At 37.4% G+C, this 26,207-nt stretch carries 25 protein-coding genes; all 25 read left to right on the top strand.

Going from position 1 to position 26,207, the window contains the following annotated elements:
- Nucleotides 1–47 precede the first annotated feature (47 nt).
- The 25 genes from upp (at nt 48) to pseI (ending at nt 26,201) form a co-directional block, all read left to right on the top strand.
- On the top strand, nt 48–698 hold the full coding sequence (upp, locus tag ACLCDL_RS06590) for a uracil phosphoribosyltransferase (RefSeq protein ID WP_423147486.1): 651 nt from the start codon (nt 48–50) through the stop codon (nt 696–698).
- Nucleotides 688–1,386, top strand: a complete 699-nt coding sequence (locus tag ACLCDL_RS06585) for a YjjG family noncanonical pyrimidine nucleotidase (RefSeq protein WP_423147485.1) — start codon at nt 688–690, stop codon at nt 1,384–1,386. The genes upp and ACLCDL_RS06585 overlap by 11 nt, the downstream gene beginning before the upstream one ends.
- On the top strand, nt 1,383–1,910 hold the full coding sequence (locus ACLCDL_RS06580; protein WP_423147484.1) for a DinB family protein: 528 nt from the start codon (nt 1,383–1,385) through the stop codon (nt 1,908–1,910). The genes ACLCDL_RS06585 and ACLCDL_RS06580 overlap by 4 nt, the downstream gene beginning before the upstream one ends.
- Before the next feature lie 180 nt (nt 1,911–2,090).
- On the top strand, nt 2,091–2,933 hold the full coding sequence (locus tag ACLCDL_RS06575; protein ID WP_423147483.1) for a UDP-2,3-diacylglucosamine diphosphatase: 843 nt from the start codon (nt 2,091–2,093) through the stop codon (nt 2,931–2,933).
- Nucleotides 2,934–2,988: 55 nt separating this feature from the next.
- Nucleotides 2,989–3,978, top strand: coding sequence for a glycosyltransferase family protein (locus tag ACLCDL_RS06570; RefSeq protein WP_423147482.1), 990 nt, complete (start codon nt 2,989–2,991; stop codon nt 3,976–3,978).
- Between the two features lie 175 nt (nt 3,979–4,153).
- Nucleotides 4,154–5,017 carry a DUF6427 family protein gene (locus tag ACLCDL_RS06565; RefSeq protein ID WP_423147481.1) on the top strand — a complete coding sequence of 288 codons (864 nt, stop codon included), beginning with the start codon at nt 4,154–4,156 and terminating at the stop codon, nt 5,015–5,017.
- 86 nt (nt 5,018–5,103) lie between these two features.
- A complete protein-coding gene (gene purQ, locus ACLCDL_RS06560; protein ID WP_423147480.1) occupies nt 5,104–5,796 on the top strand; it encodes a phosphoribosylformylglycinamidine synthase subunit PurQ in 693 nt (230 codons plus the stop codon).
- Nucleotides 5,796–6,542, top strand: a complete 747-nt coding sequence (locus ACLCDL_RS06555; protein ID WP_423147479.1) for a type III pantothenate kinase — start codon at nt 5,796–5,798, stop codon at nt 6,540–6,542. Before purQ ends, ACLCDL_RS06555 begins: the two co-directional genes overlap by 1 nt.
- A complete protein-coding gene (gene bamG / locus ACLCDL_RS06550) occupies nt 6,535–7,833 on the top strand; it encodes a BamG family beta-barrel-assembly machinery protein (RefSeq protein WP_423147478.1) in 1,299 nt (432 codons plus the stop codon). The genes ACLCDL_RS06555 and bamG overlap by 8 nt, the downstream gene beginning before the upstream one ends.
- Nucleotides 7,834–7,835: 2 nt before the next feature.
- Nucleotides 7,836–8,402, top strand: coding sequence for an LPS export ABC transporter periplasmic protein LptC (gene lptC, locus ACLCDL_RS06545; RefSeq protein ID WP_423147477.1), 567 nt, complete (start codon nt 7,836–7,838; stop codon nt 8,400–8,402).
- Between the two features lie 173 nt (nt 8,403–8,575).
- Complete coding sequence (locus tag ACLCDL_RS06540) at nt 8,576–10,675, top strand: SurA N-terminal domain-containing protein (protein WP_423147476.1); 2,100 nt, start codon at nt 8,576–8,578, stop codon at nt 10,673–10,675.
- 188 nt (nt 10,676–10,863) lie between these two features.
- Nucleotides 10,864–11,379: a DUF2480 family protein gene (locus ACLCDL_RS06535; RefSeq protein WP_423147475.1), complete on the top strand. Its 516-nt coding sequence runs from the start codon at nt 10,864–10,866 to the stop codon at nt 11,377–11,379.
- A 35-nt stretch (nt 11,380–11,414) separates the two neighbouring features.
- Nucleotides 11,415–12,188 carry a DUF3108 domain-containing protein gene (locus ACLCDL_RS06530; protein WP_423147474.1) on the top strand — a complete coding sequence of 258 codons (774 nt, stop codon included), beginning with the start codon at nt 11,415–11,417 and terminating at the stop codon, nt 12,186–12,188.
- A gap of 3 nt (nt 12,189–12,191) precedes the next feature.
- Entirely contained in the window at nt 12,192–12,764 is a 573-nt protein-coding gene (locus ACLCDL_RS06525; protein ID WP_423147473.1) for a DUF3109 family protein, read from the top strand.
- 85 nt (nt 12,765–12,849) lie between these two features.
- Nucleotides 12,850–13,716, top strand: a complete 867-nt coding sequence (rfbA, locus tag ACLCDL_RS06520; protein WP_423147472.1) for a glucose-1-phosphate thymidylyltransferase RfbA — start codon at nt 12,850–12,852, stop codon at nt 13,714–13,716.
- A gap of 118 nt (nt 13,717–13,834) precedes the next feature.
- Nucleotides 13,835–14,971, top strand: a complete 1,137-nt coding sequence (gmd, locus tag ACLCDL_RS06515) for a GDP-mannose 4,6-dehydratase (RefSeq protein WP_423147471.1) — start codon at nt 13,835–13,837, stop codon at nt 14,969–14,971.
- A 103-nt stretch (nt 14,972–15,074) separates the two neighbouring features.
- Nucleotides 15,075–17,663 carry an SLBB domain-containing protein gene (locus ACLCDL_RS06510; RefSeq protein ID WP_423147470.1) on the top strand — a complete coding sequence of 863 codons (2,589 nt, stop codon included), beginning with the start codon at nt 15,075–15,077 and terminating at the stop codon, nt 17,661–17,663.
- A gap of 17 nt (nt 17,664–17,680) precedes the next feature.
- Nucleotides 17,681–18,946: a nucleotide sugar dehydrogenase gene (locus tag ACLCDL_RS06505; protein WP_423147469.1), complete on the top strand. Its 1,266-nt coding sequence runs from the start codon at nt 17,681–17,683 to the stop codon at nt 18,944–18,946.
- A 137-nt stretch (nt 18,947–19,083) separates the two neighbouring features.
- Nucleotides 19,084–20,175 (top strand): GumC domain-containing protein, encoded by a 1,092-nt coding sequence (locus tag ACLCDL_RS06500; RefSeq protein WP_423147468.1) that lies wholly within the window; start codon nt 19,084–19,086, stop codon nt 20,173–20,175.
- Nucleotides 20,176–20,226: 51 nt separating this feature from the next.
- Entirely contained in the window at nt 20,227–21,240 is a 1,014-nt protein-coding gene (pseB, locus tag ACLCDL_RS06495; protein ID WP_423147467.1) for a UDP-N-acetylglucosamine 4,6-dehydratase (inverting), read from the top strand.
- 7 nt (nt 21,241–21,247) lie between these two features.
- Entirely contained in the window at nt 21,248–22,435 is a 1,188-nt protein-coding gene (gene pseC, locus ACLCDL_RS06490) for a UDP-4-amino-4,6-dideoxy-N-acetyl-beta-L-altrosamine transaminase (RefSeq protein ID WP_423147466.1), read from the top strand.
- Nucleotides 22,428–23,111 (top strand): pseudaminic acid cytidylyltransferase, encoded by a 684-nt coding sequence (pseF, locus tag ACLCDL_RS06485; protein WP_423147465.1) that lies wholly within the window; start codon nt 22,428–22,430, stop codon nt 23,109–23,111. Before pseC ends, pseF begins: the two co-directional genes overlap by 8 nt.
- A 51-nt stretch (nt 23,112–23,162) precedes the next feature.
- Nucleotides 23,163–23,714: a hypothetical protein gene (locus ACLCDL_RS06480; RefSeq protein WP_423147464.1), complete on the top strand. Its 552-nt coding sequence runs from the start codon at nt 23,163–23,165 to the stop codon at nt 23,712–23,714.
- Nucleotides 23,715–23,722: 8 nt separating this feature from the next.
- Nucleotides 23,723–25,174, top strand: a complete 1,452-nt coding sequence (gene pseG / locus ACLCDL_RS06475) for a UDP-2,4-diacetamido-2,4,6-trideoxy-beta-L-altropyranose hydrolase (protein ID WP_423147463.1) — start codon at nt 23,723–23,725, stop codon at nt 25,172–25,174.
- The gene (pseI, locus tag ACLCDL_RS06470) at nt 25,155–26,201 is read left to right on the top strand and encodes a pseudaminic acid synthase (protein ID WP_423147462.1); all 1,047 of its coding nucleotides are present in this window, start codon (nt 25,155–25,157) and stop codon (nt 26,199–26,201) included. The genes pseG and pseI overlap by 20 nt, the downstream gene beginning before the upstream one ends.
- The last annotated feature ends 6 nt before the right edge of the window (nt 26,202–26,207 follow it).

The raw sequence follows: 26,207 nt of genomic DNA, 5'->3' as shown, positions 1-26,207 counted from the left end.
CTTATATTTTAAAATGCTTAAGCCTTAACCGAAAAATTAATTATCCTGTGACTTTTTTATTATCTGATACGCTTTCGATAGCTAATAATTTTATGGCTGAACTGCGTGACGCACAAATTCAGCAGGATTCCATGCGTTTTAGAAAAAACATGGAACGTATTGGCGAAATATTCGCTTACGAGATCAGTAAAAAGCTGGCTTATATTGATACCGAGTTTGAAACTCCTTTAGGCACGGCTATGGTTCCTGTACTCGCAGAACAACCTGTACTTGCCACTATTCTAAGGGCAGGGATTCCACTGCATCAGGGTTTGCTGAACTTTTTTGATAAAGCCGATTCGGCATTTATAGCCGCCTACAGAAAAGTTAAAAAAAGCGGTGAACTGGATATTTATAAAGAATATATTACAACTCCTTCGTTAAATGATAAGGTTGTAATTATTGCTGATCCGATGCTGGCTACCGGTCGGAGCCTGGTACTTTCATGTAAAGATTTGCTGGATCAGTACCAGATAAAAAAATTGCACATCGTTTCCATTATAGCCAGCGCTGAAGGAGTAACTCATGTTAAAGCTAATTTCCCAAATGCCAGTTTATGGATTGGCGCTATTGATGAAGAAATGACAACCAAATCTTATATTGTCCCCGGTTTAGGAGATGCGGGAGATCTTGCATACGGGATAAAAGATGACAAATAAGTTTAAGCATATATTTTTTGACCTGGACCATACGCTCTGGGATTTTGACCGCAACGCGGAGGAAACCTTACATGAATTATATCATTCTTACCAATTGCATAAATATGGATTATCTTCTGCGGATATTTTTATAGAAACCTACACCCGGAATAATCATCTGTTGTGGAGGGAGTATCACTTAGGCAATATCTCCAAACAACACTTGCGTGAAAATCGCTTTCGTAAAACTTTTGTCGAACTGGGTTTGTCGCACGAAATGATTCCGGTTTCTTTTGAGGAGGATTATGTGCGAATTTGTCCTACCAAAACAAACCTATTTCCTCAGGCCATAGAAACATTAGAATATTTGTACAAAAAATACAGCTTACACCTTATTTCCAATGGATTTAAAGAATCTACCGAACTTAAAATAGCCACTACTGGCCTTGCTCCATATTTTAAAACCATTGTAATTTCTGAAGTTTTGGGAGTAAATAAACCGGATAAGGCAATATTTGAGTTTGCTTTGGCAGGAGCAGAGGCAGAAAAGAGACATAGTTTGATGATTGGCGATAGCCTGGAAGCAGATATTCGTGGGGCGCTTGACTTTGGAATAGAGGCAATTTTTTTTAATCCCTTTAATAAGGAAAAACCGGAGGATGTTAAATTTCAAATTAATAATTTAGAGGAATTGATCAGTTTATTATGAATATTAAGCGGATTTCTGATTCCATTAAAACCAGTATAGAAAAGTACCAGGAGGTTTTAAAAACCTTTACAGAAGAAGAATTTCAACAAACTCCCGCTCCGGGAGTGTGGTCCTATTCCGAAGTGTATTCTCATATTACCCGGGCCAACAGTGCTTCTCTGCTTGCTATTGAAAAATGCTTACATCAAACAAAACCTGTTAAAAGTGAAGGGATTTCTCTATTGGCGAGACTTGTGTTATTTGCAGGCCGATTCCCGCCTGTTAAGCTAAAAGCTCCTGAGAAAATGGCAGCTATGGTAACTAAAATTTCAAAGGAAGAAGCTTCAAATGAGCTTGTAAAATTTCTGCATAAAATAGAAGGTCTGGTTCCGCGGATTTATAAATGCAATAATTCAAGTAAAATTCAGCATCCGCGTTTAGGCATGTTAAATGCCTGTCAGTGGTTTCGGTTTATAGAAATTCATTCCAAACATCATCTCCGGCAGTTGAGCCGTATTAAAAAAATGTTAAGCCTTCAGAATTAACATTTTAATTCATTTGTTTTTAATATTCTGCTAATATTTCTTATCCATCTTCGGAATAGATTTAATGAAAATGGATACAGAAGTTAAAATCTATTTACTGTTGCTTGCCCTGTTGCTGATTGCCGCATTTGTATTCACTCCTTTTGAAATAGTATTCAACGAAGTGGAAGAGTGAAGAAGATGGAAAAACGGGAAGTAGAGCTGGTAGTTATTTCGGACGTGCACTTAGGTACGTACGGATGCCACGCTAAAGAGCTTCTAAACTATTTAAAAAGCATAGAACCGAAAGCGCTAGTTCTTAACGGAGATATAATTGATATCTGGCAATTCAGCAAGTCGTACTGGCCCGAAAGCCACATGAAAGTGATAAGAAGGATAATGAAGTTCGTGGCAGAAGGAATTCCGGTGTACTACATTACCGGTAATCACGACGAAATGCTGCGAAAGTTTTCTGATTTTAGTTTAGGCAGCTTCCGGCTTACAAATAAAGCAGTATTAAATCTTGACGGGCGTAAAGCCTGGATATTTCACGGTGATATTTTTGATGTAACTATGCAGCATACCAAGTGGCTGGCTAAACTGGGGGCTGTTGGATACGATATCCTGATTTTGCTTAACAGGTTTGTTAACTGGTGCCTCCGTCTGACAGGAAAAGAAAAGATGAGTTTTTCAAAACGGATAAAAGCAAAATTTAAAGATGCCGTGAAGTTTATTAATGAGTTTGAAAGTACAGCTGCAGAAATGGCGATAGATAAAGGTTATGACTTTGTAATTTGCGGACATATTCATCAACCCGAAATAAGAAATATTACAACTGAAAAGGGCTGCGTAACCTACCTGAACTCGGGAGATTGGGTAGAAAGCCTTACAGCACTGGAATATAACAGGGGCGAGTGGAAAATTTTCAGCTATCAGGCTGAACCGGTATTTATTGAAAGTTTTGAAGACAATGACCAGGATGAATTTGAAAATAAACTGGACGTAAAAAAACTATTCGAGCAGCTTAAGGCGGATAAATTTTAAAAAGGGGATATAAATTGAGATATTCGAAAATTTTAAGCCGGGTCTTAGATTATACATGAAAATACTTTTCGCCATACAGGGAACAGGAAACGGACATTTAAGCCGTGCCAGGGAAATTATTCCGCTGTTACAGCAACATGGCGAGCTGGATCTGTTAATAAGCGGAACACAGGCCGATGTACTTCCTGAAGAACCCGTGAATTATCGTTTTCATGGTTTTAGCTTCGTGTTCGGTAAAAAAGGCGGGGTAGATCACTGGCAAACATACCGCACCATGAATTTGAGCCGTCTGTGGCGGGATATAAAATCATTGCCTTTAAAAAAATATGATCTGATTATAAATGATTTTGAGCCGGTTTCGGCCTGGGCATGTAAGCTTCAGGGACGCCCCAGCATTGCTTTGAGCCACCAGGCATCGTTTCTTTCGAAAAATACCCCTCGCCCGGAAAAGGGGTCTAAATATTCAGAGTGGATCTTTAAATATTATGCTCCCGCAACCTATAAAATCGGATTTCATTTTCAGAAGTATGACGATTTTATTCATACTCCTGTAATCAGAAGTGAAATAAGACAGCAGGAAATAAAAGATTTGGGCCATGTAACAGTTTATTTGCCTGCCTATCACGACAGGCTTCTGCTGAATTATCTTCATAAAGTCCCTGAAATGCGGTTTGAAGTTTTTTCAAAGCATAGCCGTAACACATATACAGAAAAAAATGTGCGGGTTCAGCCGGTGAACAATAAATTATTTAATCAAAGTCTCGCAAATTCAAGCGGACTATTAACCGGAGGCGGCTTTGAAGGCCCGGCAGAAGCGTTGTTTTTGAAAAAGAAGGTTTTTGTTATTCCCATGCGTTATCAGTACGAGCAATTATGTAATGCCGAAGCTGCGAGGCAGCTGGGCATTCCTGTTGCCTACCAGCTCAACGCTGAATTTCCGCTAAGTTTAAAAAGATGGCTCGGTTCGTCCGGAATTCCTTCGGTAGATTTTCCTGATAATACTGCTTCCATTGTTTGCGATCTGGTTAACAGATACCGTAACTGATTAATTTTTATACTGGGATTTTCTTTATAATTGTTGTTATAAAGCAGGATGTTCCGGTATGATAAACCAATTCAGAAACTTAACGCCGTTTAATATTTTTTTCTTGTTTATTATACTGTTGATTTTACGGTTCGGAATGTTATTTCAGTTGCCTGATGTTCTGGATTTTAGCTTCATGGAATCCTTTGTACGTCTGTTGCTGGTTGTACCCCAGGAAAGTTTCTTCTCGCCTCTTCAAAATATATCAATCGCCCTGCTGCTTACCTTTTTCCAGGCAATCCTTCTCAACCGCATTGTAAATAATTATAATTTATTTGGCCGCCCCAGTTTTTTACCTTCTTTGATGTATGCAACTGCTGCAAGTTTGCTGCCCCCCTTTTTAATTCTCAGTCCGGCCTTGCTGTGTAACTTCCTGCTTATCTGGATGATTGAAAAATTTTTGAGCATCTACAGAAGAGATGAAGCCAGGTCGGTAATGTTTGATTTGGGAATGATGGTTGGATTTGGCACCTTAATCTATTTTCCTTTTATTGTCATGTTCCTGCTTTTATGGTTAAGTCTGCTCATATTTCGTCCTTTTAACTGGCGGGAGTGGGTTTCGGGCCTCATAGGCTTTGCTACCATCTATTTTATCCTGGCGGTTTTTTATTACTGGAACGATTCGCTTGATAATTTTTTACAAATATTCCTTCCTTTAACCAATAAATTTCCTTCCGCTATTAAAATAAACCTCAACGATTATATTGTTCTGATACCTGTAATATGCATACTGGCACTTTCAGCAATATCTCTTCGGCAAAACTTTTTCCGTAGTTATGTACAGGTGCGTAAATCTTTTCAGCTGCTGTTTTTTCTCCTTGTGCTTGCCCTTATTTCATTCTATCTTAAAAAACAAGTGCAGGTTTACCATTTTCTGCTGGCAGTTCCTGCTGTAGCTATTTTTATGGCTTATTACTTTCTAAATGCAAAGCGGAGGTGGTTTTACGAAAGCCTTTACCTTATACTGATAGGTTTCATCATCTATTTCCAGATTTTCTGATAGCAGTGGACAGCAAATCTCTCAGCTTTAACGTTTTTTAACAGATAAATTCCTGTTGGCTTGCAAAATTTGAATAGTTTTGTGCTATGAAATTTGGTGTCGTTGTATTTCCGGGTTCAAATTGCGACCAGGATATCATTTATGTATTGGAAAGTATTATGGGCCTTGAGGTTGTTAAGTTGTGGCACAAAGACCACGATTTGCAGCAGGTAGATTTTGTGGTTCTTCCTGGAGGTTTCTCTTTTGGAGATTATTTACGTTCGGGAGCTATTGCACGGTTTTCTCCCATTATGCAGGAAGTAATTCAATTTGCCAACAAGGGCGGATTTGTTTTAGGAATTTGTAACGGATTTCAAATAATAGCAGAAGCAGGCCTGGTTCCGGGTGCTTTGCTGCACAATACAAACCGTAAATTTATTTGCAATAATATTTATTTAAAGGCCGAAACTAACAATTCGCTGCTTACATCAGGTTTAGATCTTAATAAGGCGCTTAAAATTCCTATTGCGCACGGTGAAGGAAATTACTTCGCCGATACCGATACTATAAAAAAACTGCAGGATAACGATCAGATACTTTTCCGCTATTGTAATGAACAGGGAGACGTAACTCCGGAAGCAAATCCGAACGGTTCTTCAGATAACATAGCAGGTGTTTGCAATGCAGGGCGTAACGTGTTTGGAATGATGCCTCACCCCGAACGTGCTGCAGATTGTATGCTGGGAAATGAAGACGGACTGGCAATTTTTGAATCGATTCTGAAAACAGTAAATGCTTAATGATCAATCTTGTTATTGATATAGGCAATACGCGTACTAAAGTTGCCCTGTTCAATAATCATCAGATTTCCGGGTTAAACATCTTTGAAAGTTTTACTGCCAAAGTTCTTGCAGAAATTCTTAAAGTAAATAAAATTGACCGGGCAATAATATCTTCAGTTAATGCTGAGATTACAGAACTGGAAGAATATTTAAAGACAGAAGTTTCATATATACGATTCCATTCAGGGGTACCTCTGAAAATAAATAATCAGTATAAAACACCAGCTACATTAGGTTTAGACAGATTGGCGGCAGTAATAGGGGCGGAAGCATTATACCCTGGAAGAAATGTTCTTATTATTGATGCCGGCACCTGTATAACCTACGATTTTATAGATAAGGATAAAAAATATTCGGGAGGAAGTATTTCTCCCGGAATTGAAATGAGATTAAAAGCCATGCACCATTTTACTCAGCGACTTCCTTTAGTTGAACCTGATTTTACTTTTGAATCAGGATGGGGTGATGAGACCCGTTCAGCAATTCTTTCAGGAGCTCAAAACGGTGTATTTTATGAAAGTCTGGGATTTATAAAAAGTTATTCAGAAAAATATTCAGACCTGGAGGTAATTCTGTGCGGAGGCGATTCTAAATTTTTTGATACCCGATTGAAAAATAGCATCTTTGCCCCCGCTGTAAAATCAGAACCCCATTTGGTTCTTATTGGCCTAAACGAAGTTATTCATCAGCATACTAATGATTAAATTTTTAAAGAACATATTTTTTATCGCCCTGATGTCTTCCTGCTTTTCAGCAGTGGCTCAGTCAACTTCCAGTTCACCTTATTCGGCTTTTGGTATTGGAAACGTTCGCGGTTCCTCGCTTCCGCAAAACAGGTCAATGGGAGGTATTTCTGCCGGTTTGCGCAGAGCCGGTATTTATTCCGATCTCAATATTTCAAATCCAGCCTCTTATTCTGCCATAACCTTAACTACGTTTGATATCGGCGCTTCCGGAACTTTTACCAATCTGAGTAAAAATAGCTTGTCGCAAAAAGGCTTCGATGCTGCTCTCAGCCATATCGCATTCGGGGTTCCTGTAAGTAAAAAATCCGCTTTAAGCTTTGGCCTGCTGCCTTATAGCGATTTTGGGTACAGTTTTAGAAGCAATGATAAAATGAACGATACTACAAGCGTTGATTATCTTTACAGGGGCGAAGGCGGAGTTTCAAAAGTTTATTTAGGCTATGGATTTCAAATAGGTAAGCATCTTAGCCTTGGTTTAAATGCTTCTTACCTATTCGGAAAACTCAGCAGGATCAGGGGAGCGGAATTTCCTGCCGACCTGGGTGCATTAAGTTCTAAAGAAGAAAACAGCACCAGCGTAGGCGGATTTAACTATGAATATGGCGTGCAGTATTTTACCAATATTTCTCCAAAAACGCAATTAACAATAGGATATTCCGGTTCAGCAAAAACTAAAATAAACTCTTCAAATAAAACCGTTATCGCAAATTACCGGGTGATTGATAATGAAGGAAATGAAACAACTGCCCTGGATACATTATTTAATATTGAAGGCGCAAAATCGAAAATCACGGTTCCCGGAAATCACACTTTCGGTTTTACATTATCCCAGGCTAACCACTGGACAGTAGGAGCGGATCTGTTACTGAATAACTGGTCGGATTACCGTGAAGGAAATACAAATCCGGATTTTCAGAACAGCGTGGGAATTGCAGTCGGAGCACAAATTATTCCTGATGTGAGTGCCGTTTCTAATTACCTGAAGTTGATTGATTATCGTTTAGGATTTAAATATGATAAGACGTATTTAAATCTTCAGAATACGGATATTAAACAAAAATCTGTAACCGTTGGCTTAGGGTTACCATTGCCATCGAATCGTGCCAATTCTTTTTATAAAATAAATATAGCAGCCGAACTCGGCCAACGTGGCACATTGGAAAATAATCTGATCCGCGAGCGTTTTGTTAATATTTATCTTGGATTCACATTAAACGATCGCTGGTTCCAGAAGGTTAAGTTTGATTAAAAATGAGATTAAAGCGCTTTTTGCCTTTTGTTGCTCTTGTATATAGTTTACTGTTTGTTTGCTGCGAGAATGACCTGAAGGACGTGGAGCGTATTTCTTCTAAAAATGTTTCCATCCCTGTCGATCGTTCTTACGGTGTGGAAATATTATACAGTGATTCTGCCGTAGTAAAAGGCAAACTCATAACACCATTGCTGCTAACCTATAAAACGGAAGATCCGTATTATGAAATGCCCAAAGGTGTTACCATTATTTTTCTCGATTCTACCCTTAAAGAAAGCAGCCGAGTAACAGCAGATTATGCCATCAGGCGTGAAAAGGAAAACAAGGTCGAACTTCGTAAAAATGTTGTGGCTGTAAATAAAGAGGGCAAAACATTTAAATCAGATGAGCTTATCTGGGATGAAAACAAGCGGCGTTTTTCATCCAATAAATTAGTTGCTATAACCACTAAGAACCAAACTATTTACGGTACCAGCTTCTGGGCTAACGAAAGTTTTACATATTATGAAATTCAGCAATCCACCGGTAATTTTGATGTTCCTTCAACTGATTCAACCTCAAAATAGCGAACTTTTATAAATACAAAAAACCTGGTTTGTATACATTTTTCTATTACTATTTGTTTTCCAAAAATTGTATCTTGCGCCCTCTTTTAAGAGAATAGATTTATCAGGGTTTATAATTAAGCTCTAATTATATTGTGAATTTTTATTTTGACTTTGAATAAGATATGGGAATAATGAGTTTTTTGCGGAACCGTGCCGGAGCAATCCTGGTGGGTTTTATTGGTTTTGCAATTGTTGCGTTTTTAATTGGTGATGCCGTTCAGGTAGGTACTCCTTTCTGGGCTGCCAGCCAGAATGTAGTTGGTAAGGTAGGCGGAGAGTCAATCGAAATTCAGGATTTTAATGCGAAGGTTGAGCAGAATACCAACAACTTCCGGCAGCAGATGGGAGGAAATTTGAATGCACAAATGACTTCTTATATCGTTGAAAACACCTGGAATCAAACTGTTTCAGAAATTTTACTTAATAAAGAAGTAAAAAGGTTGGGCCTTGAAGTAAGTAAGAATGAGTTGAACGATATGATATCAGGCAAAAATCCTGCTCCTCAAATCGTGCAAACTTTTGGCGATCCTAAAACAGGCAAAGTAAACCCTGCGCAGTTGCGGGCATTTCTTGATAATATGGATTCTCAACCGGCTAATAGTCCAATGAGACAACAATGGAGCGATTTCCTGGTAGCAATTAAACAACAGCGGTTGAGTGAAAAATATTTAAACCTTGTAAAAAACTCGCTTTATGTTACTTCTCTGGAAGCTAAAGAAGATTATACAGAAAGAAATAAATTGGCTGATTTCAGTTATGTAAACCTTGAATATGCTTCAATTCCGGATAAGGATATAAAGTTAACAGACGAAGATTACAAGGATTATTATAACGATAATAAAGAGAAATTTAAAAATGCAGAAGAAACACGAAGCTTTGATTTTGTAGTTTTTAATGCGAGCCCTTCTAAATCAGATTCTGCTGAAATAAAAGAGAAAGTAAATAAAATTGCTGCAGATTTTAAAACTACTACCAACGATTCTTTATTTGTAAGTATTAATTCGGATACAAAAGCTCCTGTTGCCTACGTTACCAAAGGCCAGCTTGACCCTGCTTTAGATTCGCTTGTGTTTAGCGCATCTGTAGGAACAGTAGTAGGGCCGGTTTTCAGTAACGGTAGTTATAAGATCGCTAAAGTATTGGATGTTCGTGTGGGACCAGATTCGGTTAAAGCCAGCCATATTTTAATTAATCCTGCTGCCGAAGGTGGTTTAGATAAGGCAAAAGCAAAAGCAGACTCAATCGCTAACCTTATCCGTAAAGGAGCCAGTTTCTCCGAGCTTGCAGCTAAATTCGGAACAGATGCGTCTAAAGATAAAGGCGGTGATTTAGGAACTTTTGGAAGAGGTGCTATGATTCCGGCATTTGAAAATGCAGTATTTAACGGAAATACAGGCGATTTAAAAGTTATTACTACACAATATGGAGTACACGTAATTCATATTGACGCTCAGAAAGGATCTTCAAAAGTTGCACGTGTTGCCGTAGTCGATAAAGCGTTAACAAGCAGTAATAAAACGCAGCAGGAAGCTTATTCAAAAGCCACAGCTTTCCTTGGCTCTATAGGATCGGCTTCAGAATTTGATGCAAAAGCACAAAAAGCCGGTGTTCAAAAACAAACTGCTGAAAATGTAACAGCTTCTCAGGCTTTTGTAAACGGATTGGAAAATCCACGTGAAATTATCAGATGGGCGTTTAAGGCGGACGAAGGCGATGTTGCAGAGCAGGTATTTGAATTGGAAAATAAATATGTGGTTGCTAAGCTAACAGATATAAGAGAAAAAGGAATTCTTCCGCTTGAAAAGGTGAAGAAAGAGATAATGCCACTTGTTTTAAATAAGGTTAAAGGACAAAAGCTGGCAGAGAAGTTTGATAAAGCGTTATCTGGTTCATCTTCTATCAACCAGGTTGCCCAGAAATTAAATAAAGCAGCAACTCCTGTTCAGAATGTTGTATTTGCAAATCCGGTAATTCCGGGAGTAGGCCAGGAAAATAAAGTAGTAGGTACTGTATTTGGCCTGCAACCCAATAAGATTTCAAAACCAATTGTAGGCGAACAGGGAGTATATGTAGTTTCAGTAAGTAAATTCAGTAATCCAGCTCCTTTAACAAATGTTTATCAGCAAAAAGAGCAGATGATGCAAACACTCGACCAGAGAAGTCAGGGTGATGCACTGAAGGTTTTACGTGATAATGCCGATATAAAAGATTACCGTATCAGGTTCTTTTAAAGAATTTGACCTAATTTTGTATCCGGAAAGATCATCTTTCCGGATTTTTTTGTTTTAAAGACTTGTTATTCTGCCTGGCTTTAATCTTTTAAGAGTAAAGCGCGTCCAAGGTTCAGAAATAATTTTACTTTAACCTTATAATGAAAAGGGAGAAGCCTGGTTTTTAATTTTTTAATTTTGAATTTGATATGGACATCCAGGAAAATATAGTCAATAGGGTTTCTCAAAGCAGTTTGATAAGCGTTGATCTTGCTGATCTTTATCCTGCGGGAGAACGGATAGTATACGACATAAAAGATAATTTATTTCACGGTTTAATCCTTAAGGAAAAAGATTTCAGAGAATTTGTAAAGGAACATAACTGGAGTACCTACCAGGATAAACATGTAGCCGTCATCTGTTCTGCCGATGCAATTGTTCCTACCTGGGCTTATATGCTGCTCGCCAATAAAATGGCTCCATTTGCAAAAACAATTGTATTTGGCGATCTGGCAGTTCTTGAAACTGTTCTTTTTGACAGGGCAATATGCGAGGTAGATATAGAAAAGTACCGCGATCAGCGGATAGTAATAAAAGGATGCGGAGATATTCCGGTTCCGGTATCGGCTTTTGTTGACTTCACCAACAGACTAAGTAAAGTGGCAAAAAGCATAATGTACGGTGAACCTTGTTCAACAGTTCCTATCTTTAAAAGAAAGGATTAAGAATGTATTGGTTTGCTTTTTGCGATGACTGAGATATGAAGAGATTATTTTTTTTAGTATTCTTCCTTTTTGTTCAATCCGGCTTTACACAAGAGCTTGAAACCAAAAAAGAACCGGTATTTCAACCGGGCGAAGAGCTTAAGTATCGCTTGCGTTATGGTTTTATTACTGCGGCCGAAGGGACTTTGAAGGTGGAAGATTCAGATATAAAGTTCAATGAAAGGCCCGTATATCATTTAATTGCTCATGGGCGTACTTCAGGCTCGTTTGATTTTTTTTATAAAGTAAGAAACCGCTACGATTCGTATATTGATAAGGAAGAATTGATACCTTATTTCTATACTGAGAATATAAAAGAGTCTAATTACAGGCGGAATGATAAAGTCCGGTTTTATCCAAACCAGCAAAAGGTAGTATCAAAAAAGGGGACTTTTAAAAGTAAAGAACAAACGTTTGATCTGGTTTCTGCCTATTACTTTGCACGCAGTCTTGATCTTTCTGATACGCACCCGGGCAAAATATTTACACTCACCTATTACCTGAACGGAGATGTTTCTGACCTGCGGTTTAAGTACCTTGGAAAAGAAAAAGTTAAAACCCCAATGGGATATATTAACTGTTTGAAATTTAGTCCGGAAGTACAGGAAGGAAGGATTTTCAGGAAAGACAGTAAGTTTTATTTGTGGGTAACCGATGATGGAAACCGGATCCCTGTTAAAGCCCAATCTGAAATTTTGGTAGGTTCAGTAATAATGGAGCTGACAGATTACAAGGGATTGAAATATCCGTTAAATATATCTAAAAAATAAAGAATGATTGAGGTAAAGCATACGCTGGTGCACGAAGAGCTTGTGGAAGAACATTTTGTATGTAATCTTACCCATTGTAAAGGAGCTTGTTGTGTTGAGGGAGATTCCGGTGCTCCTCTTGAAAAAACAGAACTGGCTGTACTGGAGGAAATTTATCCTTCTGTAAAGCCGTATATGACAGAAAAAGGAATTCAGACTGTTGAAGAATACGGTACATGGGTAAAAGATTTTGAAGGAGACTATACTACACCCTGTGTTGACGGGAATAAAGAATGTGCTTACGTAATGTGGGAAAACGGAGTAAGTAAATGCGCTATTGAGAAAGCCTGGAGTGAAGGAAAGATCTCCTGGAAAAAGCCAATCTCCTGCCATCTTTATCCTATTCGCGTTACATCTTATCCTGAATTTGATATTCTCAACTACGACCGATGGAATATTTGCAGTTCTGCATGCTCTTTTGGAAGAGAGTTGAAAGTACCTGTCTATAAGTTCCTGAAAGACCCCTTAATTAGAAAGTATGGTGAAGAATGGTATTCCGAACTTGAAGAAACGCTGCAAAGCTTAAATCAGGGATAGAGAATATTTAAAAACTCTCAGTAACTCCTTAATCCTTTCTCCTTTAACCCTAAAAAACTATCTTTGAAATTTACTCTCTAGAAATTTGAAAGGAATTATACTTGCCGGCGGTTCAGGCACCAGGTTGCATCCGCTTACGCTTGCTACAAGTAAACAGTTAATGCCTGTTTATGACAAGCCAATGATCTATTATCCCTTGTCGATTCTGATGCTTTCGGGAATAAGGGAAGTTCTTATTATCTCTACACCTCACGATCTTCCGAGTTTCGAAAAATTACTGGGGGACGGGTCCAGGCTGGGATGCAAGTTTTCTTATGCTGTTCAGAAAGAGCCTAACGGACTTGCCCAGGCATTTTTAATAGGAGAGGAATTTATTGGAAAGGACAGCGTAGCGCTAATTTTAGGAGATAATATTTTTTATGGAGATGGGCTGTCTAACTTATTACAGGATATGAAAGAACCTGATGGAGGCGTTGTATTTGCTTACCAGGTTGCAGACCCGGAACGGTACGGAGTAGTTGAGTTCGATTCTGAAAATAAAGTTCTTTCAATTGTAGAGAAACCTGCAAACCCTAAATCAAATTTTGCAGTGCCCGGATTGTACTTTTACGATAACTCGGTAGTGGGAATTGCTAAAAGTATTCAGCCTTCTCCCCGCGGTGAATATGAGATAACGGATGTAAATCAGGAATATTTGAGGCGTGGAAAACTGAAAGTTGGCGTATTAAGCCGTGGCACCGCCTGGTTAGATACGGGAACGTTTGCTTCGCTGATGCAGGCGGGCCAGTTTGTACAGGTTATAGAAGAACGCCAGGGTTTAAAAATAGGATGTATAGAAGAAGTAGCCTACAGGATGGGGTATATTTCTGACGAACAATTACGGGAAGTTGCAGAACCTTTAGTTAAAAGCGGCTACGGACAGTATTTGTTAAGGCTACTGACACACAGATAAAAATAGGTGTTTTTCCATTTTTTCTAAGAATCAGATTCAGTAATTTTTTTATCTTTGGCGTTTATTCAAAAGGGGATTTTTAGCTAATAACTTGAACAGAGTATAGTTTTTATAATTAATGAAAGTTGCTTTAATTACAGGGATTACCGGGCAGGATGGTGCATATCTGGCAGAATTATTAATAAAAAAAGGGTATAAAGTTCATGGAATAAAAAGACGCAGTTCTCTTTTTAATACCGATCGAATCGATCATTTATACCAAGATCCACACGAAAAGGATTTAAAGCTCCAACTTCATTATGGCGATTTAACAGATTCGACGAACCTTATAAGGATCATCCAGGAAATTCAACCTGATGAAATATACAACCTGGCTGCTCAAAGTCATGTAAAAGTTAGTTTTGACACACCTGAATATACTGCAAATGCAGATGGAATTGGTACGCTAAGAATTCTGGAGGCCGTACGGTTGTTGGGACTTACTCAGAAAACACGTGTTTACCAGGCTTCAACTTCCGAGCTATACGGCTTGGTGCAGGCAGTTCCTCAAACTGAAACCACTCCGTTTTACCCACGGTCTCCCTATGCTGTGGCTAAACTTTACGGATATTGGATTACGGTAAATTATCGCGAAGCATATGGTATGTATGCCTGTAACGGGATCTTATTTAATCATGAGAGCCCTGTGCGAGGGGAAACCTTTGTAACTCGTAAAATAACCCGAGCAGTAGCTAAGATTGCTTTAGGTTTGCAAAGTTGTGTATATCTGGGAAATCTTTCGGCCCAACGCGATTGGGGGCATGCAAAGGATTACGTAGAAGCTATGTGGCTGATGCTTCAGCAGGAAAAGCCAGAAGATTTTGTTATAGCGACAGGAGTAACCACCTCCGTACGTGATTTTGTGAAGATGAGTTTTCTTGAGTTAGGTATCGACGTTGAATTCAGTGGTAAAGATGAGCAGGAAAAAGGAGTAATAGTTGATGTAGATGATGCCCGCTTACAAGAGTTGGGATTATGTAAGGAAGCACTTAAGCCTGGGCAGACAGTAATTAAAGTAGATCCTAAGTATTTTCGTCCTACAGAGGTGGATTTGCTTTTGGGCGACCCGTCTAAAGCAAAAACAAAATTAGGGTGGCAGCCTAAATATGATTTGCATGCCCTTGTTAAGGATATGGCAATAGCCGATCTGGAACTAATGAAGAAAGACGAGCATCTTAAAGCAGGCGGCTTTAAGATATTGAACTATTTTGAATAAAAGTTAAGAGTAACTTATTCAAGGGTAGAGGCTGCCAAAGCGTAAAAATTCTAGTAATGACAGAACTTTTAAACAAGAAAAACCGGACAGGTAAAGAAATTTTATGATTTCAAATTTAAGGATCTTCAGACTAAGAACTTTATTCAGCGTATTTGCACTGGTAATGTTGGCCAGTATCGCTTTCCCTGCTTTTTCACAAAGCATCAATCAGCAAAACTTCAGTAATATACGTGTCGATGAATTAACTGATGATCAGATCCGGCAATTCTTAGCCCAGGTAGAAGCAAGCGGATTAAGCCAGGCTCAATTGGAACAAGTTGCACTGGCCCGTGGTATGAGCGCCACTGAGATACAGAAGCTAAAAATTCGGGTAGACCAGCTTAAGAAATCGAATCAGACCAAGCCCGGAAAACAAAATGCTAATGGTATTAATGGGAATTCAAATGCTAAAAACCGTGTCGGAAGGACCTATACGGGCGAACCCAACAACCCAGATTCACTTCGACTAAGGCAAGATACCTTGTCTTTAGCAGAACAAACACTACGTCTGTTAAAATCTAAAATATTTGGGGCAGAGTTATTTAAAAACAGTAGCACAACGTTTGAGCCCAATCTTCGATTGGCTACGCCGAAAAATTATCAGATTGGTCCTGACGATGAGTTATTAGTCGATATTTACGGCTATTCAGAAGCGAGTTATCAACTTACCGTGTCGCCGGAAGGATCTATCAATATTCCCTATGTAGGAATTGTTCAGGTAGGCGGTATGACTATTGAACAGGCTACCGCCAGAATTAAATCCCGGTTATCTCAGATTTATTCAGGTTTAAAAACGGGAAATACTTCAGTAAACATAGCTATCGGTAATATCCGAAGTATTAAAGTAATATTAACCGGCGAAATTGTGAAACCGGGAACATATACGCTTCCTTCTGTGGCCACGGTTTTTAATGCCTTGTATGCATCAGGCGGCCCTACTGAAAACGGATCTTTCCGCCAGATTGAAATTATCCGGGCAGGAAGAAAGATAGCAACGCTTGATGTTTATGATTTTCTTCTTCATGGAGATTTAAAAAACAATGTGCGGTTGCAGGATCAGGACGTTATCAGGGTGCCTACTTATAGGACCAGGGTCGAAGTTGTTGGAGAGGTTAAAAGGCCTGGTATTTATGAGATGCTGTCTGATGAAAAATTAGCTGATCTGATTCGCTTTACAGGAGGTTTTACAGAAAGAGCATACCGTGCAAGAATTAAGGTTTTGAAAAATACAGAAACTGAACGACGCATCGCAGATATCTCTTCTTCTGAATTCAATACATATATACCAACTCCCGGAGACAAATTTTTTGTTAATGAAATTTTGGATCGTTTTGAAAATCGGGTTACTATTGAGGGGGCTGTTTTTCGACCGGGAGAATTTGAACTGGAGCCAGGACTGACGGTATCTCAACTAATTCGGAAAGCAGAAGGCTTACGTGAAGATGCATTTCAAAACCGAGCATATATTACGCGTTTAGGCGAAGATTTGCAGACTAAACTGATTTCTTTTGATGTCGCAAAAGTGTTATCAGGAAAAGCACCAGATATTACCCTTCAAAGGGAAGATGTAATTACCATTTCTTCCATTTTTGATCTAAAAGAAGAGTATACAGTTCGTGTTGAAGGGGAAGTATTGCAGCCGGGAATTTTGGATTTTGCAGCAGGTATGAATCTGGAAGATGCTATTATCCAGGTCGGTGGATTAAAAGAAAGTGCTACCCCCAAACGTGTTGAAGTGTCAAGGAGAGTTAAAAATAGTGATGCCTTATCACTATCTGCTCAAACTGCACAGGTTTTCCAAATAGATATTACCAACAATTTGAAAGATGCTTCCGGCTTTATCTTGCAACCATTTGATATTGTAATTGTACGGCCATCATCAGGATATGAAGTACAAAGGCAGGTTCGTGTAGAAGGAGAAGTTTTATTTCCTGGCCTTTATACTATTTCAAAAAAGGATGAGCGGATTTCTGATTTGGTTAAACGTGCTGGCGGTTTTACCGCCCTTGCGTATCCGGAAGGTGCATCTTTAAAACGAGGTGCTGATTTTGATAGTTCGTCGAAAGATACTAATGGGATAAATTATTTAAAGATTAAGCAGCTGCAGGTCGAGAATGAGCGATTGAGATTATCTCAACTAAATGGATCTGGGACACAACAAATTAAAGGCAAGATCATTTCTGGCATTGACTCCCTTGATCTGAATCGTTTTAATGCAATACAAAATGATTTTGTAGGAATTAATTTACCGAAGATATTAAAAAGTCCGAGTGGAAAAGATGACATCTTCTTGGAAGAAGGAGATGTTTTAAATATCCCAAAACAACTGCAAACAGTTAAAGTTAGCGGAGAAGTTTTATCCCCAAGCACTGTTGTGTTTTTGAAGAATAAAGGATTTAAGGAATATATCTCCAATGCCGGAGGATTTTCACAAAAATCTCTAAAACGCAGATCTTATATTATTTATGCAAATGGGTCTGTAAGGAGTACACGAAAGTTTTTATTTTTTAATAACTATCCATTGGTAAAGCCGGGATCAGAAATACTTGTTCCTAGGAAAGATGAAAAATCTAATCTTACAGTACAACAATTAGTGGGTATTACCACCGGACTTGCGTCGTTGACCGCCATTATAGTTAGTTTATTGAGATAATATAATAAGTAATTCGAATGACTGAATTTAAAATAGCTGTCCTAGGTTTAGGTTATGTAGGGTTACCATTAAGTATAGAGTTCTCGAAAAAATATAAAGTTCTTGGTTTCGATATTGATGAATCAAGGGTGAATGAACTTATAAGAGGCGAAGATAGAACTAAAGAAGCTAATTTGGAAGATCTTGTTTGTGTTACCGGGCAAGGTTTAAGCTTTTCTAATAAGATTTCTGATCTCAAAAATTATAATATTTATATTGTTACAGTTCCTACTCCTATCGATCAGTTTAAAACACCTGATCTTAAACCTCTCTTAAAAGCATCAGAAATGCTAGGAACTGTTTTAAAAGAGGGGGATATTGTTATCTATGAGTCTACAGTTTATCCTGGATGCACGGAAGAGGATTGTGTGCCCGTATTGGAAAAAGCTTCAGGCTTGCAATTTAATAAAGATTTTTTCTGCGGATATTCACCAGAAAGAATTAATCCCGGAGATAAGATTAATACTTTAACGAAGATTAAAAAGGTAACTTCTGGTTCTACACCTGAAATTGCTAATTTAGTTGATGCTTTATACAGTAGTATCATAACTGCGGGCACCCATAAAGCTCCAAATATAAAAGTAGCGGAGGCTTCAAAAGCCATAGAAAATGCACAACGTGATGTTAATATTTCCTTTGTGAATGAGCTTGCCCTAATTTTTGATCGGATTGGGATCGATACTTCAGATGTAATAGATGCTGCAGGTACTAAGTGGAATTTCTTAAAGTATAAGCCGGGCTTGGTCGGAGGACATTGTATTGGTGTTGACCCTTATTATCTCGCCCATAAAGCAGAAGCATTAGGATATCATCCTCAGGTTATTCTTTCAGGAAGGAGAGTAAACGATAACATGGGAATGTTTGTAGCTAGCAAGGTTATTAAACTGATGATTAAAAAGGGCCATAAAATCAATGGTTCCAAAGCGTTAATTTTAGGAATAACTTTCAAAGAAGACTGTCCGGATGTTAGGAATTCAAGAGTGATCGATATTTACAGAGAACTTATCCAATTCGGGTTAATGGTAGACGTGTATGATCCATATGCTAACAGGGAAGAGGTTCTGAAAAAGTATGATATATCATTAATTAATTCTGTATATTCCCAATATGACGCTATAGTCCTGGCCGTGGCACATAAAGAGTTCTTGAAAATAGATTATAATGCTTTAAAAAATGGTAATGATGCGGTTATTTTTGATACTAAATCTTGTTTGGACCGAGAAATAATAAACGCTCGTTTATAATATTAATTCAAAATGGTAACAGGAAAGATCAGTATTTAGAAATCAAGGAAGAAGCAGATCAGGAGATTCGAAAGGGAAGGGTCGCTTCTCCTATATTAAGTATTTTATATTTTAGAATATAATTAAGATTTTCGAAATTGAGTTTAACTAATAATCATATTAAAGAACAAAATTATAAGGATGATGAAATTTCACTGAAGGAAGTAATTCTTAAATTGAGAGAGTGGAATCGGTATCTGTTAAGTAAGTGGAACCTCATTCTATTTGCGGGAATCTTAGGTGGGTTGATCGGTTTTATCTATGCTTATTCTAAAAAACCTGTTTATACGGCAGAATGTACTTTTGTTTTACAGGAAGGAGGAGCAGGAGGAGGTTTAGGGCAATATGCAGGCATCGCTTCGATGGTAGGGATAGATATTGGAGGTGGAGGTACTAATGGAATATTTGAAGGAGATAATATTATTGAATTGTATAAATCAAGATCAATGATCCAAAAAACCCTTCTTAGTCCTGCTGATTTTGATGGACAAAAAGAACTTTTAGTAGATCGTTTTATACAGGCAAATAAATTATATGAAAAATGGAAAGATGATTTAAAGCTAAGGGAACTCAGCTTTACTATTCCTGAAGAGAATTTCACCCGCCAACACGATAGTATCCTGGGAAGTATTGTAAAAGAGATCAATAAAAATTATTTAACAGTTGAAAAACCTGATAAAAAGTTAAGTATTATCAGTGTAAGAGTTCGTGCCAAAGATGAACTATTTGCAAAAGCCTTTACGGATAAAATAGTTGAAAATGTAAACGACTTTTATATACAAACCAAAACTAAAAAATCAACTCAAAATTTGTCTATCCTTCAAAAGCAGGCCGACAGTGTCAAAGCCGTTTTAAATGCTTCAATTACTGGAGCAGCATCCACCATTGATGCCAATCCCAATGCTAATGCAGCTCTTCAGATATTACGGGTTCCTTCTCAGCGTAAGCAAATAGATGTGCAAGCTAATTCGGCCATGTATGCAGAGATTGTGAAGAACTTAGAAATTGCCAAAATTTCTTTGAGGAAAGAAATGCCGTTAATACAGGTGGTAGATAAGCCGGTTTTACCGTTGGACAAAGAAAGATTCGGAAAACTAAAGGGATTGATACTAGGGGGATTTATTGCCGCTTTTTTTACCGTTTGTTTATTACTATCTCAAAAGGTTTTGAAAGATATTTTAAAATCATAAGTATTCGCGGTTTTGATTCGAGTAAAATTTCACCTATAACCTATAATTAATATGTTAGATTTAAATAATAAGCAAATTCTAATAACTGGAGGTACAGGTTCCTTAGGTAAGGCACTTACGAAAACTATTTTAAAGCGATGGCCAAATGTTAGACGTCTGATTATTTTTTCAAGAGATGAACAGAAACAGTTCGAAATGGCTCAGGAATACCCATCGATTAAATACCCTGCTATTCGTTTTTTTATTGGAGATGTAAGAGATGCAGACCGATTAAAACGGGCTTTTCATGGAGTAGATTTTGTAATTCATGCAGCAGCAATGAAGCATGTTCCGATTGCCGAATACAATCCAATGGAATGTGTTAAAACGAATATAAATGGTGCCGAAAATATAATCAATGCAGCATTAGATTCTAACGTGAAACATGTAGTAGCCCTTTCTACAGATAAGGCAGCAGCACCCATTAATTTATATGGTGCAACTAAGCTAGCTTCTGATAAATTATTTATTGCAGCTAATAACATTCGCGGAAATAATCCAATAAAATTTTCTGTTGTTCGTTATGGAAACGTAATGGGATCAAACGGATCGGTAATTCCATTCTTCATAAAAAAGCGAAAAGAAGGAGTATTGCCTATTACCGTTGAAAACATGACTCGTTTCAATATTTCACTTCAAGGAGGAGTTGATATGGTTCTGCATGCTTTGGAAACAGCTTGGGGCGGTGAAATTTTTGTGCCGAAAATACCTTCCTATAAAATTACTGATATTGCAAAAGCTATTGGACCCGAGTGTGAACATAAAGTAGTGGGAATACGACCTGGAGAAAAGATACATGAAGAAATGATTACTACTTCAGACTCGTTTTTTACATACGATTTGGGAAAATATTATGTTATAGTTCCTCAATCTCCTAAGTGGGAACTAAATGAATTTATCAATCATTTTGGGGCTGTAAGAGTAGCTGAAGGATTTCAGTACAGTTCAGGTGATAACTCGGAGTGGGTTACAGTAAACGAACTTCGAGAATTAATTAAATTACACGTTGATCCTGATTTTTCTTGAATGGAATATGAATATACCTTATGGAAAACAATATATAACAGATGAAGACCTTCAAGCTGTTATCTCTACATTAAAATCTGATTATTTAACTCAGGGCCCTAAAATTGCTGAATTTGAAAATGCCTTTGCCAATTATGTTAACTGCAATTATGCTGTTGCTGTTGCTAATGGTACTGCCGCCCTTCATCTATGCACACTTACTTTAAATGTTAAACCGGGCGATAAGGTAATTACCACACCTATAACTTTTGCTGCATCAGCAAATTGTATTCGTTATTGTGGCGGAGAAGTGGAATTTGCTGATATTAATCCAGAATCTTATTTATTGGATATTAATAAAGTCAGAGTTTTACTTGAGGCTTCACCAATAGGCACATATAAAGGTATTATTCCTGTAGATTTTGCAGGGCGAGCTATTAATCTCGAGGAGTATCGTAAACTGGCAGATGAGTTCGGACTATGGATAATCGAAGATGCATGCCATGCCCCGGGCGGATTTTTTGAAGATAGTAAAGGCAATAGGCAGTTGTGTGGAAGTGGTAAATTTGCAGACTTAGCTATTTTTTCTTTCCATCCTGTTAAACATATTGCCGCGGGCGAGGGAGGAATGGTCACTACTAATGATGAAGAGTTATATAAAAAATTACTTCAATTAAGAACTCATGGAATCGTTAAAGACGAAGCACTATATACAAATAGTTTAGAGTTTGCATCGAGCGAAAATAATCCTAGTTCTTATCCTAATTGGTACATGGAGATGCAGGAATTGGGGTATAATTACCGGCTAACTGATTTTCAGGCAGCGCTGGGGTTAAGCCAACTAGCGCGTGCAAATGAAGGTTTAGAAACAAGGAGACTTATTGCGGATAGATATAACAAAGCTTTTAGGGGAAAGTCTTTTATAAAAGGACAATCGGGGGTTGTATTAGGGCATGCTTATCATCTTTATGTTGTTGAAGTTGAAAACAGACTTGGTCTTTATAATTTCTTAAGGGAGCAGCAAATATTTCCTCAGATTCATTACATCCCATGTCATTTAATGCCATATTACAGACAATTTGGATGGAAAGAAGGTGATTTGCCAAATGCAGAGAACTATTATAAACATTGTATTAGTTTGCCAATGTTCCCTACTCTTTCTGTGGAAGAACAGCAATTTGTAATAAATAAAGTTTACGAGTTTTATAATGGGTAATTTAGCTATTATACCTGCTCGTGGTGGAAGTAAACGTATACCGAGGAAGAATATCAAAGATTTTTTGGGTAAACCTATAATTGCTTATTCAATCGAGACTGCTTTAAAGACTAAGCTTTTTGATGAAGTGATGGTTTCTACAGATGATGAAGAAATAGCAACAATTGCAGTTAAATACGGTGCAATAGTCCCCTTTACAAGAAGCAGAGCCAATTCTGATGATTATGCTACTACAATGGATGTTTTAAATGAGGTTATTAATGATTACAGAAGCAAGCAGAACAAAGTTTTTGAATATGTTTGCTGCATTTATCCAACAGCTCCTTTAATTAATCCTGATGATATAAAAGATGGGCTAGTTAAATTAAAGGAAGGTAATTTTGATTCAGTATTTCCCATAGTTCCTTTTAGCTATCCTATTTGGCGTGCTCTCCAAGTTGAAAATGATAAAGTAGATATGATTTGGCCTGAAAATTTAAATAGCAGGTCGCAGGACCTTAAAAGTGCATATCACGATGCGGGGCAATGGTACTGGCTAAAATATGAAGATGATAGTACGATTTTAACAAACAACTCTTCTTATATTATATTAAATGAGGAGCATGTTCAGGATATTGATAGTTCTTCTGATTGGAGTATTGCCGAATTAAAGTATAAGCTTTTGAAGAAGTTATAGGTCGTTTAAAATAATAAGCTACAAGGTGTATACGTATTGCTAGGTGTGGTGATGGAAGGGCATTTTTTCTTTGAGTTCAAAAATTATATTTATTTAACAAGTGAACAGCATGAAGAGATACTTGAAGCAAGAAATCATTTGGAAGTAAGATGTTGGATGGATAATACATGTTTAATTGAGCATAAGGAGCATTATGAATTTGTTAACAGTTTAAAAACATCTTCACAAACTGTTTATTTTGCTGCTTATAAGGATAACACTTATTGTGGATCAATTTCTTTGGTTGGATTAGGTACTTCTAAAGTTTATTACGGCTATTTTAGCTCTCCAAATTTTTTTGGCACAAGGAATGGAATAAGATTATACTATTATGGATTGAGCTTTCTAGTTTCTAATTTTAATTTTCCTTATATTTTTGGCAAAATATATAAGACAAATAAAAGATCTATAAAACTTGGATTGAAATTTGGATTTACTTCGATTATTGAAACCGAAGATTTTATAGAAATTTCTAGGCCTACTTCTTCGTGGCCACTAAATTTGACGGAAAAACAAATGTATAAGCTTTTGTTAGAGAATAAAATGATTGAGGGCTCTTGGTAGTTTCATCTATGAAAAGGAAAATTTGGATTAGAGCTGATGGAAATGCCCAAATAGGCCTTGGACATATAATTCGTTGTATAGCGCTTGCTCAGATGCTTAAAGATGAATTTGATATTTATTTTGCATCTAAAGAAGCTCCCCAAGCTTTACATCGAGAAATAGAGGATGCGAGATTTTCATTTAGAAAATTTGATCACGAAAAAGAGTTTTTTGCAGAGCTAAGTGGAAAAGAAATTGTTGTACTGGATCATTACGGACTAGGCACTGCATATCAAAAAAGGGTAAAAGACACTGGCTGTAAGCTTGTTTGTATTGATGATCTACACGATAAAGAATTTTATGCTGATTTGATTATTAATCATGCACCAGGAGTTAAAAAAATTAATTATCAAACTCAACTTTATACACAATTTGCGTTAGGGGTGGAATATGCTTTATTGCGTCCGGCTTTTTTGAAAGCAGCAAAAAAAAAACGGGTAATTGCTAATATTGGAACTGTTTTGATTTGTTTTGGCGGATCTGACCATAAAAACCTGACTACACTTACACTTCAAATCGCACTCTGCTATGCTTCTATAAAGAAAATCATTGTAGTAACAGGAGCAGCATACCCATATGAAAAGGAATTAAAAATAATTTCAGAAAAAAGTGCTAAGGTCAAATGTTATCACTCAATTGATGATAATAAAATGGCTGCTTTAATGTTGAGATCTGATTTAGCAGTGGTGCCTGCGAGCGGAATATTATTAGAAGCTTTGGCTGTAGGTTGTAAAGTAATTTCAGGAATGAATGTGGATAATCAAAAGGTCTTTTTTGAGGAATATAAAACTTTGGGCCTTTTTATTAGTGCGGAAAATTTTTCAGCTGGAAATTTGAAAGTAGCATTCAATAAATGTTTTGAAACGCAAAAAAGCACACTTTCAATAATTGATGGGGAATCAGATGTAAGGGTATTGAAAATTTTCCGTCAACTAAATATAGAACTAGAGGTAAGTTTACGCAAAGTAGAAAAAGCAGATGTGGGTATTACATATAATTGGGCTTCAAGTAATGCTATCAGGGCTTTTTCATTTAATCAGCACAAAATTAATTATGAAGAACATTGTAATTGGTTTTTAAAAACTCTCGAGGATGGAAAATGCTTCTATTATATAGCAGAATTTGGTCAAAAGCTTGTTGGGTCTATCAGATTTAACATTAAAGAGCAGGATGCACTAATAAGTTATTTAGTTGATAGTGACTTTCAAAATATAGGGTTGGGTATAATACTGCTTAAAAAAGGAGTTGCAGCGTTATCTAATGAAGAAAAAAGTTCTTTTAAACGAATTGTAGGAATTGTACAACCTCAGAATATCGCATCCTGTAAAGCTTTCGAAAAATTAGGCTTTAAGAGAGAGATAAAAGAGAATAATTATCAATATTCAATTTTAATAAATAAGGATGCAAATAGGAAATTATAAAATAAGTAGCAATAGCTCAGTATTTATTATCGCCGAGCTTTCTGCCAATCATAATGGAAGTTTAGAAAATGCTTTAGCAACAATTAAAGCAGCTAAGCGTGCGGGAGCTGATGCAATAAAGCTACAAACATATACCGCTGATACTATAACTATCGATGCTAAAACTGACGATTTTAAATTAAAACAAGGGACTATTTGGGATGGAAAGTATTTGCATGATTTATACAAGGAGGCCTATACCCCCTGGGAATGGCATGAAAAATTGTTTAAAACAGCAACAGATGAAGGATTAATCTGTTTTTCCTCCCCCTTTGATCCTACTGCTGTAGAGCTATTAGAAAACCTTAATGCGCCGGCCTATAAAATAGCCTCTTTTGAAATTACGGATATCCCTTTAATTGAACTAGTTGCTTCTAAAGGAAAACCGATTATTATTTCTACTGGGATTGCTACGGAAGAAGATATTGCTCTCGCATTAGATTCCTGCCATAGAATGCAAAATTATGACATTGCTTTATTGAAATGTACCTCAAGTTACCCTGCGCCGATAGATGAAGCAAATATGATGATGGTTAAAGATATGGCAGACCGTTATGGTGTAATCACTGGTTTGTCTGATCATACTATAGGGAGTACTGTTCCCGTTGTCGCTACATGTTTTGGCGCAAAGATCATTGAAAAGCATTTTATCTTAGATCGCTCCATTGGCGGGCCTGATGCTTCTTTTTCTATGAATGAACAGGAATTTACAGAGATGGTCAAGGCGGTAAGGGAGGCAGAAAGAGCAATTGGTGTAGTAGATTATACCTTAACCGAAAAGCAAAGAAAAGGCCGGGAGTTTTGCCGCTCTCTATATGTTGTGGAAAATATTAAGGCCGGTGAGATGATTACTGAAAGAAATGTACGTTCAATAAGGCCGGGATACGGGCTTCACCCTAGATATTATAAAGAATTATTGGGAAAAACAGTGAAAGTAGCCCTAGAGAGAGGTACAGCCTTAACATCTAATGTTATTGAAGACCTGTAGATTGAA

It is taken from the genome of Rubrilithobacter danxiaensis (assembly GCF_047272945.1).
Taxonomy (GTDB): Bacteria; Bacteroidota; Bacteroidia; order Sphingobacteriales; family Sphingobacteriaceae; genus Rubrolithibacter; species Rubrolithibacter danxiaensis.
Note: the sequence above shows the minus strand (reverse complement) of the source record. Positions and strands in the feature narration are given on the sequence as shown.

Bases quoted from the DNA above. Each gene is read 5' to 3' on its own strand.
- ACLCDL_RS06585 (WP_423147485.1), top strand. From the start codon at position 688: ATGACAAATAAGTTTAAGCATATATTTTTTGACCTGGACCATACGCTC.
- ACLCDL_RS06580 (WP_423147484.1), top strand. From the start codon at position 1,383: ATGAATATTAAGCGGATTTCTGATTCCATTAAAACCAGTATAGAAAAG.
- ACLCDL_RS06575 (WP_423147483.1), top strand. From the start codon at position 2,091: ATGGAAAAACGGGAAGTAGAGCTGGTAGTTATTTCGGACGTGCACTTA.
- ACLCDL_RS06570 (WP_423147482.1), top strand. From the start codon at position 2,989: ATGAAAATACTTTTCGCCATACAGGGAACAGGAAACGGACATTTAAGC.
- ACLCDL_RS06565 (WP_423147481.1), top strand. From the start codon at position 4,154: ATGGAATCCTTTGTACGTCTGTTGCTGGTTGTACCCCAGGAAAGTTTC.
- purQ (WP_423147480.1), top strand. From the start codon at position 5,104: ATGAAATTTGGTGTCGTTGTATTTCCGGGTTCAAATTGCGACCAGGAT.
- ACLCDL_RS06555 (WP_423147479.1), top strand. From the start codon at position 5,796: ATGATCAATCTTGTTATTGATATAGGCAATACGCGTACTAAAGTTGCC.
- bamG (WP_423147478.1), top strand. From the start codon at position 6,535: ATGATTAAATTTTTAAAGAACATATTTTTTATCGCCCTGATGTCTTCC.
- lptC (WP_423147477.1), top strand. From the start codon at position 7,836: ATGAGATTAAAGCGCTTTTTGCCTTTTGTTGCTCTTGTATATAGTTTA.
- ACLCDL_RS06540 (WP_423147476.1), top strand. From the start codon at position 8,576: ATGAGTTTTTTGCGGAACCGTGCCGGAGCAATCCTGGTGGGTTTTATT.
- ACLCDL_RS06535 (WP_423147475.1), top strand. From the start codon at position 10,864: ATGGACATCCAGGAAAATATAGTCAATAGGGTTTCTCAAAGCAGTTTG.
- ACLCDL_RS06530 (WP_423147474.1), top strand. From the start codon at position 11,415: ATGAAGAGATTATTTTTTTTAGTATTCTTCCTTTTTGTTCAATCCGGC.
- ACLCDL_RS06525 (WP_423147473.1), top strand. From the start codon at position 12,192: ATGATTGAGGTAAAGCATACGCTGGTGCACGAAGAGCTTGTGGAAGAA.
- gmd (WP_423147471.1), top strand. From the start codon at position 13,835: ATGAAAGTTGCTTTAATTACAGGGATTACCGGGCAGGATGGTGCATAT.
- ACLCDL_RS06510 (WP_423147470.1), top strand. From the start codon at position 15,075: ATGATTTCAAATTTAAGGATCTTCAGACTAAGAACTTTATTCAGCGTA.
- ACLCDL_RS06505 (WP_423147469.1), top strand. From the start codon at position 17,681: ATGACTGAATTTAAAATAGCTGTCCTAGGTTTAGGTTATGTAGGGTTA.
- pseB (WP_423147467.1), top strand. From the start codon at position 20,227: ATGTTAGATTTAAATAATAAGCAAATTCTAATAACTGGAGGTACAGGT.
- pseC (WP_423147466.1), top strand. From the start codon at position 21,248: ATGAATATACCTTATGGAAAACAATATATAACAGATGAAGACCTTCAA.
- pseF (WP_423147465.1), top strand. From the start codon at position 22,428: ATGGGTAATTTAGCTATTATACCTGCTCGTGGTGGAAGTAAACGTATA.
- ACLCDL_RS06480 (WP_423147464.1), top strand. From the start codon at position 23,163: ATGGAAGGGCATTTTTTCTTTGAGTTCAAAAATTATATTTATTTAACA.
- pseG (WP_423147463.1), top strand. From the start codon at position 23,723: ATGAAAAGGAAAATTTGGATTAGAGCTGATGGAAATGCCCAAATAGGC.
- pseI (WP_423147462.1), top strand. From the start codon at position 25,155: ATGCAAATAGGAAATTATAAAATAAGTAGCAATAGCTCAGTATTTATT.